Annotated in this window: 14 protein-coding genes; 2 read left to right on the forward strand and 12 right to left on the reverse strand. The window is 45.8% G+C overall.

All coding sequences use genetic code 11. The annotated features are described in order from the left end of the window. Positions 1 to 84: 84 nt before the first annotated feature. From pstB to ACQ5DJ_RS29215, 4 genes are all read right to left on the reverse strand, one after another. Positions 85 to 858 (reverse strand): phosphate ABC transporter ATP-binding protein PstB, encoded by a 774-nt coding sequence (pstB, locus tag ACQ5DJ_RS29200; RefSeq protein ID WP_429845502.1) that lies wholly within the window; start codon positions 856 to 858, stop codon positions 85 to 87. A gap of 19 nt (positions 859 to 877) precedes the next feature. Further along, complete coding sequence (gene pstA / locus ACQ5DJ_RS29205) at positions 878 to 1,768, reverse strand: phosphate ABC transporter permease PstA (RefSeq protein WP_144617986.1); 891 nt, start codon at positions 1,766 to 1,768, stop codon at positions 878 to 880. Next, positions 1,769 to 2,716 carry a phosphate ABC transporter permease subunit PstC gene (gene pstC, locus ACQ5DJ_RS29210; protein WP_429845503.1) on the reverse strand — a complete coding sequence of 316 codons (948 nt, stop codon included), beginning with the start codon at positions 2,714 to 2,716 and terminating at the stop codon, positions 1,769 to 1,771. 89 nt (positions 2,717 to 2,805) lie between these two features. Next, positions 2,806 to 3,735, reverse strand: a complete 930-nt coding sequence (locus ACQ5DJ_RS29215) for a phosphate ABC transporter substrate-binding protein (RefSeq protein WP_429845504.1) — start codon at positions 3,733 to 3,735, stop codon at positions 2,806 to 2,808. Positions 3,736 to 3,920: 185 nt separating this feature from the next. On the opposite strand from ACQ5DJ_RS29215, the gene ACQ5DJ_RS29220 reads away from it, so the two are divergent. After that, positions 3,921 to 4,121, forward strand: a complete 201-nt coding sequence (locus tag ACQ5DJ_RS29220) for a DUF378 domain-containing protein (protein ID WP_047073978.1) — start codon at positions 3,921 to 3,923, stop codon at positions 4,119 to 4,121. Positions 4,122 to 4,580: 459 nt separating this feature from the next. Here the strand turns inward: ACQ5DJ_RS29220 and ACQ5DJ_RS29225 are convergent, their stop codons facing one another. The 8 genes from ACQ5DJ_RS29225 to ACQ5DJ_RS29260 form a co-directional block, all read right to left on the reverse strand. Next, entirely contained in the window at positions 4,581 to 5,129 is a 549-nt protein-coding gene (locus tag ACQ5DJ_RS29225; RefSeq protein ID WP_429845505.1) for a GerMN domain-containing protein, read from the reverse strand. 14 nt (positions 5,130 to 5,143) lie between these two features. Further along, positions 5,144 to 6,799: an N-acetylmuramoyl-L-alanine amidase gene (locus ACQ5DJ_RS29230; RefSeq protein WP_429845506.1), complete on the reverse strand. Its 1,656-nt coding sequence runs from the start codon at positions 6,797 to 6,799 to the stop codon at positions 5,144 to 5,146. A gap of 171 nt (positions 6,800 to 6,970) precedes the next feature. Beyond that, on the reverse strand, positions 6,971 to 7,447 hold the full coding sequence (locus ACQ5DJ_RS29235) for a hypothetical protein (protein ID WP_429845507.1): 477 nt from the start codon (positions 7,445 to 7,447) through the stop codon (positions 6,971 to 6,973). A gap of 41 nt (positions 7,448 to 7,488) precedes the next feature. After that, entirely contained in the window at positions 7,489 to 7,746 is a 258-nt protein-coding gene (locus ACQ5DJ_RS29240) for a hypothetical protein (protein WP_429845508.1), read from the reverse strand. Positions 7,747 to 7,876: 130 nt separating this feature from the next. Next, on the reverse strand, positions 7,877 to 9,469 hold the full coding sequence (locus ACQ5DJ_RS29245) for a peptide ABC transporter substrate-binding protein (RefSeq protein ID WP_429845513.1): 1,593 nt from the start codon (positions 9,467 to 9,469) through the stop codon (positions 7,877 to 7,879). Positions 9,470 to 9,605: 136 nt separating this feature from the next. Then, the gene (locus ACQ5DJ_RS29250) at positions 9,606 to 11,258 is read right to left on the reverse strand and encodes a peptide ABC transporter substrate-binding protein (protein WP_429845509.1); all 1,653 of its coding nucleotides are present in this window, start codon (positions 11,256 to 11,258) and stop codon (positions 9,606 to 9,608) included. A 422-nt stretch (positions 11,259 to 11,680) separates the two neighbouring features. Further along, the gene (locus tag ACQ5DJ_RS29255) at positions 11,681 to 13,306 is read right to left on the reverse strand and encodes a peptide ABC transporter substrate-binding protein (RefSeq protein ID WP_429845510.1); all 1,626 of its coding nucleotides are present in this window, start codon (positions 13,304 to 13,306) and stop codon (positions 11,681 to 11,683) included. Between the two features lie 242 nt (positions 13,307 to 13,548). Further along, positions 13,549 to 14,352, reverse strand: coding sequence for an AraC family transcriptional regulator (locus ACQ5DJ_RS29260; RefSeq protein WP_429845511.1), 804 nt, complete (start codon positions 14,350 to 14,352; stop codon positions 13,549 to 13,551). A 115-nt stretch (positions 14,353 to 14,467) separates the two neighbouring features. On the opposite strand from ACQ5DJ_RS29260, the gene ACQ5DJ_RS29265 reads away from it, so the two are divergent. Then, entirely contained in the window at positions 14,468 to 14,917 is a 450-nt protein-coding gene (locus tag ACQ5DJ_RS29265; protein WP_429845512.1) for an SRPBCC family protein, read from the forward strand. Positions 14,918 to 15,000: the final 83 nt, after the last annotated feature.

The raw sequence follows: 15,000 nt of genomic DNA on the forward strand, positions 1-15,000 counted from the left end.
TGCTTAATTCGCAATGGTGTTTTGATACCTGTCCTACGGACGGGGGTCAGTCCCCACATGTGCTCGGGAGGGCTTTTCATTCTATTAACCAAAACGTCCGCTAATATACGCTTCGGTTTTTTCGTTCTCAGGTGATGTGAAGATTTTCCCTGTCTCATCCATCTCGATCAGCTCACCCATTAGGAAGAAGGCGGTTTTCTCAGAAATTCGCGCTGCCTGATGCAGGTTATGGGTAACGATCACGATCGTATACTCATTTTTTAGCTGCATGACCAGCTCTTCGATTTTCATGGTAGAGATCGGATCAAGAGCGGAAGCCGGTTCGTCCAATAGCAAAATGGTTGGCTGCATCGCGATTGCACGCGCGATACAAAGCCTTTGCTGCTGTCCACCAGAAAGGGAGAGCGCTGAGTCACGAAGACGATCCTTTACCTCATCCCAAAGCGCTGCTTTTCGCAAGCTCGACTCAACCAATTCATCCAAATCACGTCTATTGGTCATCCCGTGAAAACGCGGTGCAAATGCGATGTTTTCATAGATCGATTTGAAAAATGGATTCGCTCGTTGGAATACCATTCCTACCACTTGGCGTAGACTCTCGATGTTTACTTGCGAGCTGTTAATGTCGATACCATCTACAATAATGGAACCCTCTACACGACAAGAAGGAACCAGATCATTCATCCGGTTCAAGCTCCGTAGAAGTGTCGATTTCCCACATCCGGACGGACCGATAAAGGCCGTCACGGAGTTGCGTTCAATATCCATCGATATATTTTTTACGGCTTGCTTTTCTCCGTAGTATACATTCACGTTATTCGTCTGAATGATCGTTTCTTGCATGGTCAGTACGGACATGGCTGCCACCTACCTCTTCTTAGTTTGATCCTGACGTCATCTTTTTGTAAACCCAATTCCCGAACCAACGAGCGGAAAGGTTAAAGAGCATGACGGCAATAATCAGAACAGCAGCCGCGCCATCTGCGACATCACGCGCATCCGGTGTCAGCCCCTCGCTGTTTACCTTCCAAATATGCACGGCCAATGTCTCGGCAGGACGGAACGGGTTCAACGGTGAGGTCGTACTATTCAATGAGAAGTCGGTGAAATCCAGATTCGGTGAAGACATCCCCGCTGTAAACAGCAAGGCAGCTGCTTCCCCAAATACACGGCCAGATGCCAGAATGGCACCTGTAATGATACCTGGGAGTGCTGCTGGAAGGATGACAGACACGATGGTACGCCATTTGGTAATACCAAGCGCAAGACTTGCTTCCTTTTGACTGCGCGGTACGTTGCGTAGTGCATCCTCTGTAACACGAACCAAAAGTGGCAGGTTAAATACCGTCAGCGCAAGTGCTCCACCAAACAGGGTATAGCCCCAGCCAGTCATATTTACGAATACGAGCAATCCAAACAAACCAACTACGATAGACGGAAGGGAAGACAATACTTCTATACTCATGCGGATAAACTGTGTAATCTTGTTATCCGGCGCATACTCAGCCATATAAATGCCTGCTCCGATTCCGAGTGGCAACGCGATCAGCATGGTCAGGACCAGCAAGTACAACGAGTTGAAAAGCTGTGGTCCAATCCCGCCACCCGCATTGACGATATCCGGCGGAGAGGTCAAAAAGTCGAGATTCAGCTTATGCCAGCCTTGCGAGAGAATGAAGCCCAATAGTCCCACCAAGGTACCGATAATCAGTACGGCAATCAGTGTCAAAACAACAGTAGCAGCGCGGTCCATCAGTCTCGCTTTCATCTATTTTGCCAACCTCTTTCTGCCCAACAGGCGCAAAATCACGATAAAGACGAAAGACATCGCCAAGAGCAGCAAAGCCATTGACCAGAGAGCATTGTTATACGGAGTTCCTTGAATCGTATTCCCCATGTTCAATGTAATACCGCTAGTGAGCGTACTGATCGGGTCGAACAAACCGCCTGGCAGCTTCGTTGTGTTACCGATAACCATTTGCACAGCCAAAGCTTCTCCAAAAGCGCGAGACATTCCCAGAACAATGGCCGTCAAACAGCCAGGAAGTGCAGAATGCAACACGACATTCCAAATTGTTTGCCAGCGAGTAGCACCCAGCGCGAGCGAAGCGTTGCGCAAATCTTGCGGAACAGCCTCAATTGCATCTGCTGCCACACTCGTAATAGTAGGCAAAATCATCAGGGCAAGAACGAGTCCCCCTGCTAATAAGCTGAAGCCAAGAACATCAAATTGTTCGCGAATAAATGGAACAAGCAAAGTTAGTCCAACATAGCCGTATACGACCGAAGGGATACCAACCAACAGCTCGATAACTGGCTTCAACACTTTTTTCCCGAATCCTGGAAAGATTTCTGTCATAAAAATAGCGGCGCCGATTCCGAGTGGCGCTGCAATCAAAGCAGCCAGTGCCGTTACGAAAAAAGAACCAAGGATAAAGGGCAACACACCATACGCGGATGGCTCACCTTCTGGGTCCCATTTGTCATGAGTTAAAAATTCTTTGAAGCTTACTCCATCGACGAAGAACGTCGACAGCCCTTTTGAAGCAATAAAATAAGTGATCGATAAAACAACAATAACGAGCAAACCCGCACAAATCATCGCGATGGTTTTGCCAGTAATATTCTCTGTCTTTTGACGCTTGTTCGTTGTCAGCATTTTTTGCGCAATCATCGATTTACGCTCTGTATTTACCCCTTCAGTACGATGGCTCATGTTCTCCCTCCTGGAAAGAAAACGACTGTACGCAAGCAAAATGAGGGGAAGGCCCCCCTACCCCTCTATTTTGCTGTTGACGATAACGCTTATTTTTGTGCTACTTTGCCTTCTGCATCACGTTCCACTTTCATATCTGTGATTGGCAGGAAGCCCAATTCTGTTACAGTTTTCTTTTGTACTTCGTCAGTCAGGATGAAGTCCAGGAACGCTTTTGCATCGCCAGTTGCTTCACCTTTGGTGTACATATGCTCGTACGCCCATACTGGATATTTGTTCGATGTAATGTTTTCTGCGTTTGCTTCCACGCCATCCAATTTCAGAGCTTTTACAGAGTCATTGAAGTAGGACAGTGCCAAGTAACCAATTGCACCTGGTGTCTCAGCAATGATTTTGCGAACAGTACCGGAGGAATCCTCCGTGATACCTTCCGCTTCTTCTTTGCCATCCAACGCGAATTTGCTGAATGTCGCGCGAGTTCCGGAAGATTTCGGACGGTTAACCAGCGTGATCTTCATGTCTTCGCCGCCAACTTCTTTCCAGTTGGTGATTTTTCCAGTGAAGATGTCGATCAATTGTTGCTTAGTCAAGTTGTCCACTTTTACTTGTGGGCTTACCGCTGCTGCCATACCGACAACCGCTACTTTATGATCTACCAGTTCGTTTGCTGGAATGCCTTTTTTCTCTTCTGCAAAAATATCGGAGTTACCAATCGTTGCTGCACCGCTTGCTACTTGGCTCAAGCCCGTGCCGCTTCCTCCGCCTTGTACTTGAATTTGTGCGCCTGCATTTTTTGCCATAAAGTCTTTGGCCGCTTGCTCGACCAGAGGCTGTAAAGCGGTAGAACCCACTGCTGTTACAGGTTCACCGGAAGTTTTTGGTGTCGAACCAGAGTTGCTTTGCTCCTGAGCTGGTTTTTGCGCTGGTGCTGGTGTCTGTGCAGTGTTGCCACTTCCGCACCCCGCGAGTAATGCCCCTACACATGTCAGCGCAATAAACATTTTGCTGAGTTTTTTCATTGGATGAAAATCCTCCTTAAAAGGTTCGGTTTGTTTTTTTCTCTCTTACAAGTACAAACTATACAGCGGGAATGTTGTCGTATTATGTTGTGAATGTAAAGCTTTCTTAAAGATGCGGGGATTCCTGTTGTAAAACGGCGCAAGCGTGGGAATACTGTCCCTATTCTTTTGGTGGGGGTGTCCATGTGGAACGGCTGGCCTTGCTTTTTGTGATTATTGGTGCCCTGAACTGGGGATTAATCGGGTTATTTCAATTTGATTTAGTCGCAAGCTTGTTTGGTGGAGCGGAGTCTATCGTAAGTCGAATCGTGTATACGCTGGTAGGCTTGTTTGGGGTGTATGCCATCAAGTTTCTTTTTACGGATCGGGAAGAAACGCCAACATAAAAAATGATGTCCCGATGTCCGGCTGTTGGGGAGAGGAGGAAACAGGAGAAAACGCTCAGCTTCTTGTCCCACCCGCTGAGGGATTCACTGCCCGTCTCCATGAAAAAAAGCGAAACCCGCGTCCAAAGTGGTCCATTCAAGAGGTGTCTCAGAGGTGGACGCTAAAAGCTTGTTTCGCTTTTTTTCATTACACCTCGGTCGGTGTACCAAAGATCTTCGCTTATTTCTCCTGTTTCCTCTACGAGCTTTCAGTGTTCCCCCAGTTTTTAAAGCCTTAAAAGAATGAAGAATGTAGTCAGTAACGCAAGAGGAGAATATTTCCAGACGTAGCGACTTGTGGAGTCCTACCGAGCGGAGCCTGGAGCCTAGACTGGAAATATTCTTCTCCTCACGACAGCCACTATACGAGAAAAAAGCGGCACTTCCCGTTAACAGGATGTGCCACCTTTATGGTGAAGATTAATTGTCTCGTTTCAGTGGCTCGGTGAGATCTACGTGCCCCATCAGCGTTTCTACTTTCTTGCCATCCTCCAAGAAGACAATTTCCTTTACTTCCGAGAACTGAAAGAATGTATTCTTCAACGCATTCAAAGCCATCGTCTCGCCACTTGACCCCATGTTGAACTGATTCTTGCTATCCGCATCAATCGTCAGGGTTCCTTTATCAAATGTGATCGAATGGTACTTGAAGTCTTTCCACAGTGGAATGTGCACGTCTGGCTTTACAGGCGTCTCCAACAGGGCAAGTGTCTTTTTGTACTTCTCGATATCTTCTGCAAACGTGATCTCTTGCTCTTCCTTTTGCAGCTCCATCACATTATTATCCGAATAGTAAACGGTGACCATTTGCTTTTTCAGAGTCGGCTCAGTTGTCGATGGATCAGTGTTTGAACCAGATGGCTGTTCTACTGGTGTGGTTGGCTGTGGTGTTTCTGTCGCGTTTTGCCCACATCCGGCCAAAAGCAGCATTACTAACGCTGCCATCCAGATCACTCGACTTTTTTTCATCGTGAAAAGCCCCCTTACTGATAAGACTCGTAGTATTCACGAATAGCCGCAACAATGGCTTTCGCGATTTTATCTTGGAATGCCGGATTCGTCAGCTGCGCGTTCTCCTGTGGATTGGAGAGGAAGCCTGTCTCGGTCAACACAGCAGGCATTTTCGTGTTTTTGATCACATAAAAGCCACTCTGCTTGACGCCTCGATCCGGGAACTGCGTTGCCCCACGTAAATGTTTATGTACTACTTGGGCAAAGTCTTTACTGTTTTCATTATAATAGAAAGTTTCTGTTCCTGCAGCCGTCGGTTTCGGGAATGCGTTGGCATGAATAGACAAGAACATGTCGGCTTCTAACTCATTAGCAAAAGCGGCACGCTCTGACAGTTCATAAAACACATCTGTCGTGCGTACGGGAACGACTTGAAACTCTGGATATTGCTTCAGCAAATCCACTATCTTATTCGAGACAGCCAAGTTGTAATCTTTTTCATTGTTGCCAGCGGAGCCCTTCGTGCCTGGGTCTTTTCCTCCATGACCGGCGTCAACGACGATCAGGTAGCCTGTTTTCTTCGGTTTTGGCGTCAATTTTACTTCGATACCGTCTTTCGTGTAAGCCAGCTCATACGTGCTCTTTTGGTTCAGCTCAATAACAACGCGGACCGTGTCAGGAGATGCACTGTATTGGCTATAACGTAGGTCAGCAATCAGAGGTTCTTCTTTCGCTTGTTCTGCCTGATTCTGTTCATCAAAATCTGAATCTCTGTCTTGGTCTTCATCATCAGCTGAGGCTGATTCCTCGGATTCACCTACACGATCATTTTTCTCGTCTTGACGTTTTAGATCTTCGACTAAATCATCATCCAATGCTGTTTGTGGGAGATCCAAGACGATCCGGTGAGGACCTGTCATCACAAAGGACTGAGGAATTACAGGTATGGTCGTTTCAATACGAACACGGTCGCCGTCCTTAGATACATCTTTCAAAACATTGAGGCGATCGATCTCAACCTCATTATTTTTCTTGTCCCACGCAAATGACCCTCCAAGCTCGTCCTCCAATTGACGTAATGGGAGGACCAACTGATCATCAATTGTCATCCCGCGCTCAGGTCGTTTCCATGCAAAGTCTTTTTGTCCCACTTGCTCAGCTACAGCTTGTGCGGACGCGTACATCGTGTCTTCCACTTGATACAGCTTGATCGGCTGAGTTGGTGCCTTGCCATTCAGCTTGACCTGTGGTGTTTCGTTTGCAATGACAGTTCGTGTGCTGTTGTCCCACCCGACTGTAACACCAAGGGACTCCCCGACAAAACGCAGTGGCAGCAGCATACGCTTTTGTGAAATAACAGGCGGCGTATCGAGCTTCACTTGTTTGCCGTTCAACATTGCCGTACTGGAGTCAAGTGTAAGGGAGAGCTGCTGCGTGCCTCTGGAAATGACAGCTGTTCGAGTAGCGTCATTCCAATCCACTTTTGCACCTAGCCCTTCGGCGATGACACGAACGGGAACCAACGTGCGTCCATTCTTGATGACTGGCGGCACTTCAGCATTCACTGCTTGTCCACCAATCATGAGATTGACAGCTTCCTCTGAGGCACTGCTTGCTGCAACCGCCCAACCGGGGATTAGCAGTAGAACCAGCAATGCAAAAAGCAGAGGGTAAAATCGTCTCTTCATCCTGACCTCCTCCGTGATGTCTGTTTTCTTCGTTATGTGGCGTCAGCCAATGTGCAACGTTCACCATTCTATTAGACGCTAGATGATCTGTAAAGTTTATAGTCTTTTGGTACCAAAATGAAAAGACCGCCTCCACAAGCCCTCGAGACAGTCTTTGCAACTAATCATTTGTTATCGAAAAAATCCCCTTCTCTCTTGCCTACTTACTTCTTGAACCGGTTTTTTTATCATGTTCAAGCCCCCGTTGGCAAGAAATTGCTGGATCAGCGAAAGCACAGCTGGATTCGAGAGCACTTTAATGGAGTCGGCTACTTTCGGATTTTTTAACTGGGGAATAGCATCGCCTAGATGAGGTAATAGCGGCAGTAAATCTTCAATAGAAATAGCATGCTTTTGTGGTTGGGGTACAGCTTCCACTTGAGCGGCATTCCGTCGTCCTCCAAACAGCAGACCTCGCCGTTCTCCTGTACTTCTTGGAGGTGCTTGTTTGAGACGCCCCAGTGTATTCTTCATATCCTGTAGCTCCTGTCGCACCTGACTCATTTCTCTCATCATTTGAGCATTGTTTGCATGCTGTGTATCCGCAAGTTTGTTGATCGATTCTAGCAAAGGGTTCCTGGGGATAGCCTGCTTCTTTTTCGCTTTCATTTTCTCAACGATAATCCCACCTCCCTCCTCACTCTCCCCCCTTATCTAAAGCGTTTTTTTATATTATCCAAATCCTTTGCAGTGACACCTTTTTTCGAAAGCTTATTCAACAGGCTTCCGACATTTTCTGTTTTCTGCATTTGACGAAACTGCGCAGCATACCCGTTAACCTCTTGCTCGGTCAATTTTTTCCCTGACTTTTTGGCCATTTCACGAATGACTTCCTTGATTCCCGCATCTGTCCTCAGCTTTTCCTTAGGAATGGATTTTACAATGTTGAGCAAAGAACCAATATCCATCAATATCCCCCCTGGTTGCAGTTAGTTCCTTTTTACTCTATGTAGCCAAGGGAGTAATGGATTGGTCATTTGTCCATGAGATAGAAAAAAAGAAGAGGTCATAAAAACCCTCTTCTCATCCGTGTTTTGATTATGGAGTAATATCTGCGTATTTGAAATCGATATCACCCAACCCATCCATCACGACGTCTTTCAAATTCTCGTTTTGTAACCAAGAGTTCGCGTAGAAGTAGATTGGCATGATCGGCATTTCGTCCATCAGGATTTGCTCAGCCTGCAGTAGAATTGCTTTGCGCTTCTCTGGGTCTTGCTCCAGAGCCGATTGGTTCAGGAGCTCCTTGTACTTTTGATTTCCCCAACAAGTATCGTTGTTTCCGCCGTCTTTTTCCTGGAACATTTCCAAGAAGTTGATGGGATCATTGAAGTCACCCAACCAGCCCCCACGAGCGATTTGATAATTACCTTGGTGTACATCTTCTAAGTATACCTTCCACTCTTTATTTTCGAGCTTGATATCTACGCCGAGGTTTTTCTTCCATTTATCCTGTATTTCTTTTGCGATCTTTTTATGACCTTCGGATGTGTTATAGATGAGTGTGATTGGGGGGAGTTTGGCGATACCCTCTTCCTTCATACCTTCCACCAGTAACTTCTTTGCAGCTTCAAGGTCATTATCTTTGAAGTAACCGTCTTTGTTCAACGCCATGCTCGGTGGTACATAGCTTGTTGCCGGTACTTGACCAGCTTGCAGGATATCGGAGGTGATGTTTTCACGATTAATGGCATACGCGAACGCCTTACGAATTTTTGCATTGGTAAACGGTGCTTGTTCTGTATTGAAACGGTAAAAGTAGGCACCGGCGATTGGCTGTGTCTTCAAGAAGCCGCCTTCCCTCAAAATCGGAAGTGCGTCGTTTGGCAGCGCAGACATGGGAGCACCCGCCCAGTCCAGCTCGTCATTTTCAAACAAGGACAATTCCGTATTCTCATCCTCTATCATGGAGAATTCGATCTTATCCAATTTTACATTGGCTTTATCCCAGTACTTCTCGTTTTTTACGACAGTCAGCTTGCTCTTGTGTTCCCATGTTTCCATTTTGAATGGTCCGTTGCCTACAACCGTCTTTGCCTCGTCAGCCCATTTTCTGTTGCTTTCGACTACCTTCTTGTTCACCGGGAAGTATGTTTTGAAAGCAACCAGCTCCAGGAAAAATGGCGTCGGGTTTGTCAGCTCCACTTTTAGCGTCTTATCGTCCATCGCCGTTACGCCAACGTCTCCTGCCTTGCCCTCCCCTTTATTGAATGCTTCTGCGCCCTTCACATAATATAGCTGGTAAGCGTAGTTGGAAGCTGTCTTTGGATCAAGAGCGCGTTTCCAAGCATATTCGAAGTCATGTGCCGTTACTGGATCGCCGTTGCTCCATTTTGCTTCACGAATCTTGAATGTATAAGTCTTCCCATCCTCAGAAACGGTATAGCTCTCTGCCGCGGCTGGGTGCAGCTTTCCATCTTTTCCGAGACGTGTCAGACCTTCGAATGTAGCTGTGATGATCGTGCTAGAAGTAGTATCCTCCGCAATTCCAGGGTCTGCTGTAAGCGGCTCCGATTGCAGATTCATTCTTAATACTTTAGGCTCAGCTGCTTGGATAGCGCCTTCGTACCCTGTCATCATTCCACCGAAAACAAGGACTGAACTCAAAGCCAGAAAAACACTCTTTTTCATCATACACACCCCTATTTTTCTAATGAGAATCTTACGAAAATTAGTATACAATAACATTGTAAAAATTTGGATGTTATACAGGCAAAAAAAGAAGAGAGGTGAGTATAACACCGCTCTTCTTTTACATGCACAGCTATTATTTCTTTTCTGCGATATCTGCGTATTTGTAGTCTACAGCACCCAGACCATCGATGATTACGTCTTGAACCTTGTCGTCTTTAACCCAAGATTGTGTGTAGAAGTAGATTGGCATAATTGGCATTTCATCCATCAGGATTTGCTCAGCTTGCGCCAGGATTGCTTTACGTTTTTCTGGGTCTAGCTCCAGAGCGGATTGGTTCAGGAGTTCTTTGTACTTCGGATTTTCCCAACGAGTATCGTTGTTTCCGCCGTCTTTTTCCTTGAACATTTCGAGGAAGTTGATTGGATCGTTGAAGTCACCCAACCAGCCTGCACGAGCCACTTGGTATTTACCTTGGTGTACGTCATCCAGGTATACCTTCCACTCTTTGTTCTCGAGCTTCACGTCTACGCCGAGGTTCTTCTTCCATTGGTCTTGGATTGCCTCAGCAATCTTTTTGTGGCCTTCGGAAGTGTTGAAGGAAAGAGTCAGGGCCGGGAATTTGCTGATGCCCGCTTCTTTCATACCTTCTTCGAGCAATTTCTTCGCTGCTTCGATGTCGTTATCCTTGTAGAAGCCGTCTTTGTTCAGCGCCATGCTTGGTGGTACATAGCCTGTTGCAGGCAATTGACCAGCTTGCAGGATGTTGTCAATCAGGCTTTGACGATCGATCGCATACGCAAATGCTTTACGGATTTTCACATTGTTAAATGGTGGTTTTTCTGTGTTGAAACGGTAGAAGTAAGTACCCGCGATTGGCTGAGTTGTCATTTTGCCGGAGTCTTTCAAAGCTGGGATCGCGTCTGTTGGCAACGCAGAAGTTGGAGATCCCGCCCAATGCAGTTCACCGTTTTCGAACATGGACAGCTCAGTATTCTCATCCTCTACCATGGAGAATTCGATTTTGTCCAATTTTACATTGTCTTTATCCCAGTAGTTGTCGTTTTTGGAAACTACGAGTTTGCTCTTGTGCTCCCAAGCATCCATTTTGAATGGACCGTTACCAATAACTGTTTTCGCATCGGTAGCCCATTTCTCGTTGCCATCTACTACTTTTGGATTAACTGGGAAGTATGTTTTGAATGCTACCAGCTCCAGGAAGAACGGAGTTGGGCTCGCCAATTCTACTTCCAGTGTTTTATCGTCAACTGCTTTTACACCAACTTCTTCTACTTTACCCTTGCCTTTGTTGAAGGCTTCTGCGCCTTTCACATAGTACAGTTGGTATGCATAGTTAGAAGCTGTTTTTGGATCAAGAGCGCGTTTCCAAGCATATTCGAAATCTTTTGCCGATACAGGATCGCCATTGCTCCATTTATTATCACGAATTTTGAATGTATATTTTTTACCGTCTTCAGAAACAGTGTAGCTCTCTGCTGCTGCTGGATGGTATTTACCGTCTTTACCAACGCGAGTCAGACCTTCGAAGGTAGCTGTGATGACGGTGCCGGAAGTTGTATCTTCCGCGATACCTGGGTCAGCTGTTGGTGGCTCGGAGTGCAGGTTCAGTTTCAATACTTTAGTGCCGGTTGCTGGTGCAGAATTTTCTGTCTTTGCTCCAGAAGCGTTGCTATCTGCTGGTGCCGCCTGGTTTCCGCCACCGCATCCTGCGAGTGCCGCGCCAAGAACGAGGATAGAACTCATTGCCACGAAAACATTCTTTTTCATACAAGTAATCCCCCTTTTCTAAATCTTTTATCAATATACATGGTTTTATATATTTTTTAAATATGTTTTAGAATGATTTAATAAATTTTTATTTATTTATAAAGAGAATTAATAATTTATAAAACATATTGATCGATAAATAAATTTCCCATAACATCCCTCCCTCGATGTTTCTAAGAAAAACCGCATAATATCAAGGTTTTCCAGAGATGAAGGTTCAACCTTCATTTATTGATCTATTTTTTCATTCACCCAACTTTATCCACATTCAGTAAAGTGGCAATAGTAATTTCATTTATAATTTTATAATTTCTACTTTTATCTTCACCCCTCTGCTCGATTGTTCTCTCTTAAAATGGTTTACAAAAAAAGAAGAGTGCCGTAGCACCCTTCTCTTTTTACAACGTGTTATGCGCTTTTTCTTATTGAATGTCTGCCCATTTCCAGTCTACGAAACCGAGACCGTCGAGTACTACACCTTTTACTTTGTCTTTTTTCACATAAGAATGAGTGTAGTAGTAGATTGGCATTGCTGGCATTTCGTCCATGAAAATGGCTTCTGCTTGTGCCAGGATTTGTTTGCGTTTTTCTGGGTCTTGTTCCAAAGCAGACTGGTTCAGCAGCTCTTTGTACTTCGGATTTTCCCATTTTGTGTCGTTGTTGCCGCCATCTTTGTCCTTGAACAGGTCCAAGAACGTGTATGGATCGTTGTAGTCACCAGTCCAGCTGGAACGTGCGATTTGGAATTTACCTTGGTTCACATCTTCCAAGAATACTTTCCATTCTTTGTTTTCCAGCTTAATGTCTACGCCGAGTGCTTTCTTCCATTGGTCTTGGATCGCTTCGGCAATTTTCTTGTGACCTTCAGACGTGTTGAAGGAAAGAGTCAGGGTAGGCATTTTGGTAATGCCTTCTTCCTTCATACCTTCTTCCAGCAATTTTTTCGCTACTTCTACATCGCCGTCTTTGAAGTACGGGCTAGTTGCCACTGCCATTGTTGGCGGGATCAGACCCATAGCTGGTTCTTGGTTTGCTTGCGTGATGTTGTCGATGATAGATTTACGATCGATTGCATAAGCAAACGCCTTACGGATTTTCGCGTTGTTGAACGGCGGAACTTCCGTATTGAATTTGTACAGGTACGTACCCGCGATCGGGCGTGTTTGCATTTGACCGGATTCTTTCAATGCAGGAATCGCATCGGTAGGAAGTGCGCTCAAAGGAGCTCCGGACCAATCCAGGTCGTCATTGTCGAACATGGACAGCTCTGTATTTGCATCTTCAACCATGGAGAAGTTGAGCTTGTCGAGTTTTACAGCATCTTTATCCCAGTAGGTATCGCTCTTCACGAGAACCAATTTGCTCTTATGTTCCCATTTTTCCATTTTGAATGGACCGTTACCTACGTGTGTAGCTGCTTCGCCCGCCCATTTATCGCTGCCTTCCACTACTTTTTGGTTAACTGGGTAGTACGTATAGAACGCAGTCAGCTCCAAGAAGAATGGTGTTGGGTTCTTCAAAGTCACGACGAGTGTTTTATCGTCTGTCGCTTTTACGCCAACATCTTCAGCTTTTGCTTTACCCTTGTTGTATTCTTCTGCGTTTTTCAGGTAATACAATTGGTAGGAGTAGTTAGATGCTGTTTTCGGATTGAGCGCTCGCTTCCAAGCGAATTCGAAATCCTTTGCAGTAACTGGCTCTCCATTGCTCCATTTGCTGTCACGCAGGGTGAATGTATAAGTAAGACCATCTTCGGATACGTCAATTTTTTCTGCTACAGATGGATGTGGTTTGCCATCTTCGCCAATACGAGTGAGACCATCAAATGTTGCACGCAGAACCGCACTGGAAGTAGAATCCTCAGCCAATGCAGGGTCAGCAGTTGGTGGCTCGGACATCATGTTCATTCTCAATTCTTTAGGACCACTTGTTTGCTCCTTAGAAGCATTGCCTTGCTCGCCTGCTTTCTCACCGCCGCCGCCACAGCCTGCCAGCGCCGCACTAAGAACCAGGATAGAACTCATTGCTGCAAAAACGCTTTTTTTCACGGTGTTGACCCCCTATTTTTCTATCGGTAAAACTTCATTGATCGCTACTCCACAAATATACTGCATTTTTAGTAATATTGAAGACATTTTAAGTAAAATTAATTATGTTTTATTCAAACATCAAATTCTATTAAAGGAAATAAATTTAGTATTTTCATCATGATGAAGTATGCCTCGTACATAAAAATTTATGCAGTAATGAAACAACCCCTCCAGCCAGAAGGCGAAGGGGTTCACTATGATTAAATTTGGGCTCGTCGATACTCGTTCGGCGCTACACCAACGATTGCTCGAAAATCTCGAATGAAGTGAGAGTGATCGAAGTAGCCAAGAGAGGTAGACAGGTCCAGCCAATCTTGGACCGTTCCCTGGTCAATCTGCTCTGCTGCCTCATGTAGTCTGTATCGTTGGATGACTGACTTCGGACTGACGCCTACATAACGATCAAACAAGCGCTGCATCGTCCGCATGTTCATTCCGGTCAACTGTACCGCGTCCTCGACCTTGAGTACGGATCGATCTGCCTGGATCATCCTGACGATTTCACTGATGCGCGCTACATTTGGGTCAGGATTCGGCAAATACTCGAATAGAAAGGCTTCTACCCTTTTTATCATTTGCTCATCATCTGGCAGGCTTAGCACTTCTTTTTCAAGCTGCTCGGTTGTAGCACCAAATACGGCTTCCAAACTCGTAGAAGTGCCACTCAGTTTTGATACGGGGGCATTCAGAAACGGATAAAAACCTCCGGGCCTGAATTTTACTCCGAAAACGTGGCCTTGTCCCTCTAATAGATGCGAAGAGGTCGTGCGGGCGACACCAAAAATGCCAGTTGCTCCTTTTTCAAACACCAGATTTACATTGGGATGAGCCAGTACGGTTTGCGAGTAAGGAGGTTCCGTACGCAAATCCCATCGGACGACCCAGTAGTGCTGCACGAAGTAGCTAATTTCGGCAGATGGTTCATATCTGTTCAGCGAAAATTTCTTCTGCCCAATCATGGCATGCAGTACACCCTTTGGGAACTTGGCAGACTGATTTTCCAAGGTGCGCCTCCTGTCGTGTTTTTACAATACACACTACCGAATTCTTCTTATAGTAAGAGTAGTAGTTGGGAGACTTGATTACAATTCCCAAATGAAAAAATCAGGGGGTAAAACGATGGATCTTCGCTTCGATTACTACATTGGTGCTACGCCAGAGCAGGTCTGGCATGTCCTTACTTCCGATGAAGGTGTAAAGAGCACTTTCTTTGGCTGTACAATTCGTTCGACTTTTCAAGTAGGCGATGAGATGGCTTACGTTGGTCCGGGAAAAGACGGTGACGACACGGTTCATGTATACGGGAAAATCTTGCAGCTCGAACCTCATCACGTTTTCAGTTTCACTGAACATCCTGGTCCTGCCTATTACGAAAATCATGCGGAATTGCAGACTCGCGTCACCATTACCTTAGAACCGGTTGGCGGCTGCACCAAGCTAACACTGATCCACGATCATTGGACAGAAGGCCACCCCTCCTACGTAAATGCGAGCAACAATTGGTCGATGATGCTCTCGTCGATCAAGACGTATGCGGAAACAGGCAAGACACTTGATTTTGGCTACTAATAGAAAAGTATCCCGAGACCAGCAATTTTGGACTGACCCTAATTAATGAGACGTTGAAAAAGCACCTAGGCTACCTGTTTCCC

It is taken from the genome of Brevibacillus sp. FIR094, assembly GCF_050477165.1.
Classification (GTDB): domain Bacteria; phylum Bacillota; class Bacilli; order Brevibacillales; family Brevibacillaceae; genus Brevibacillus.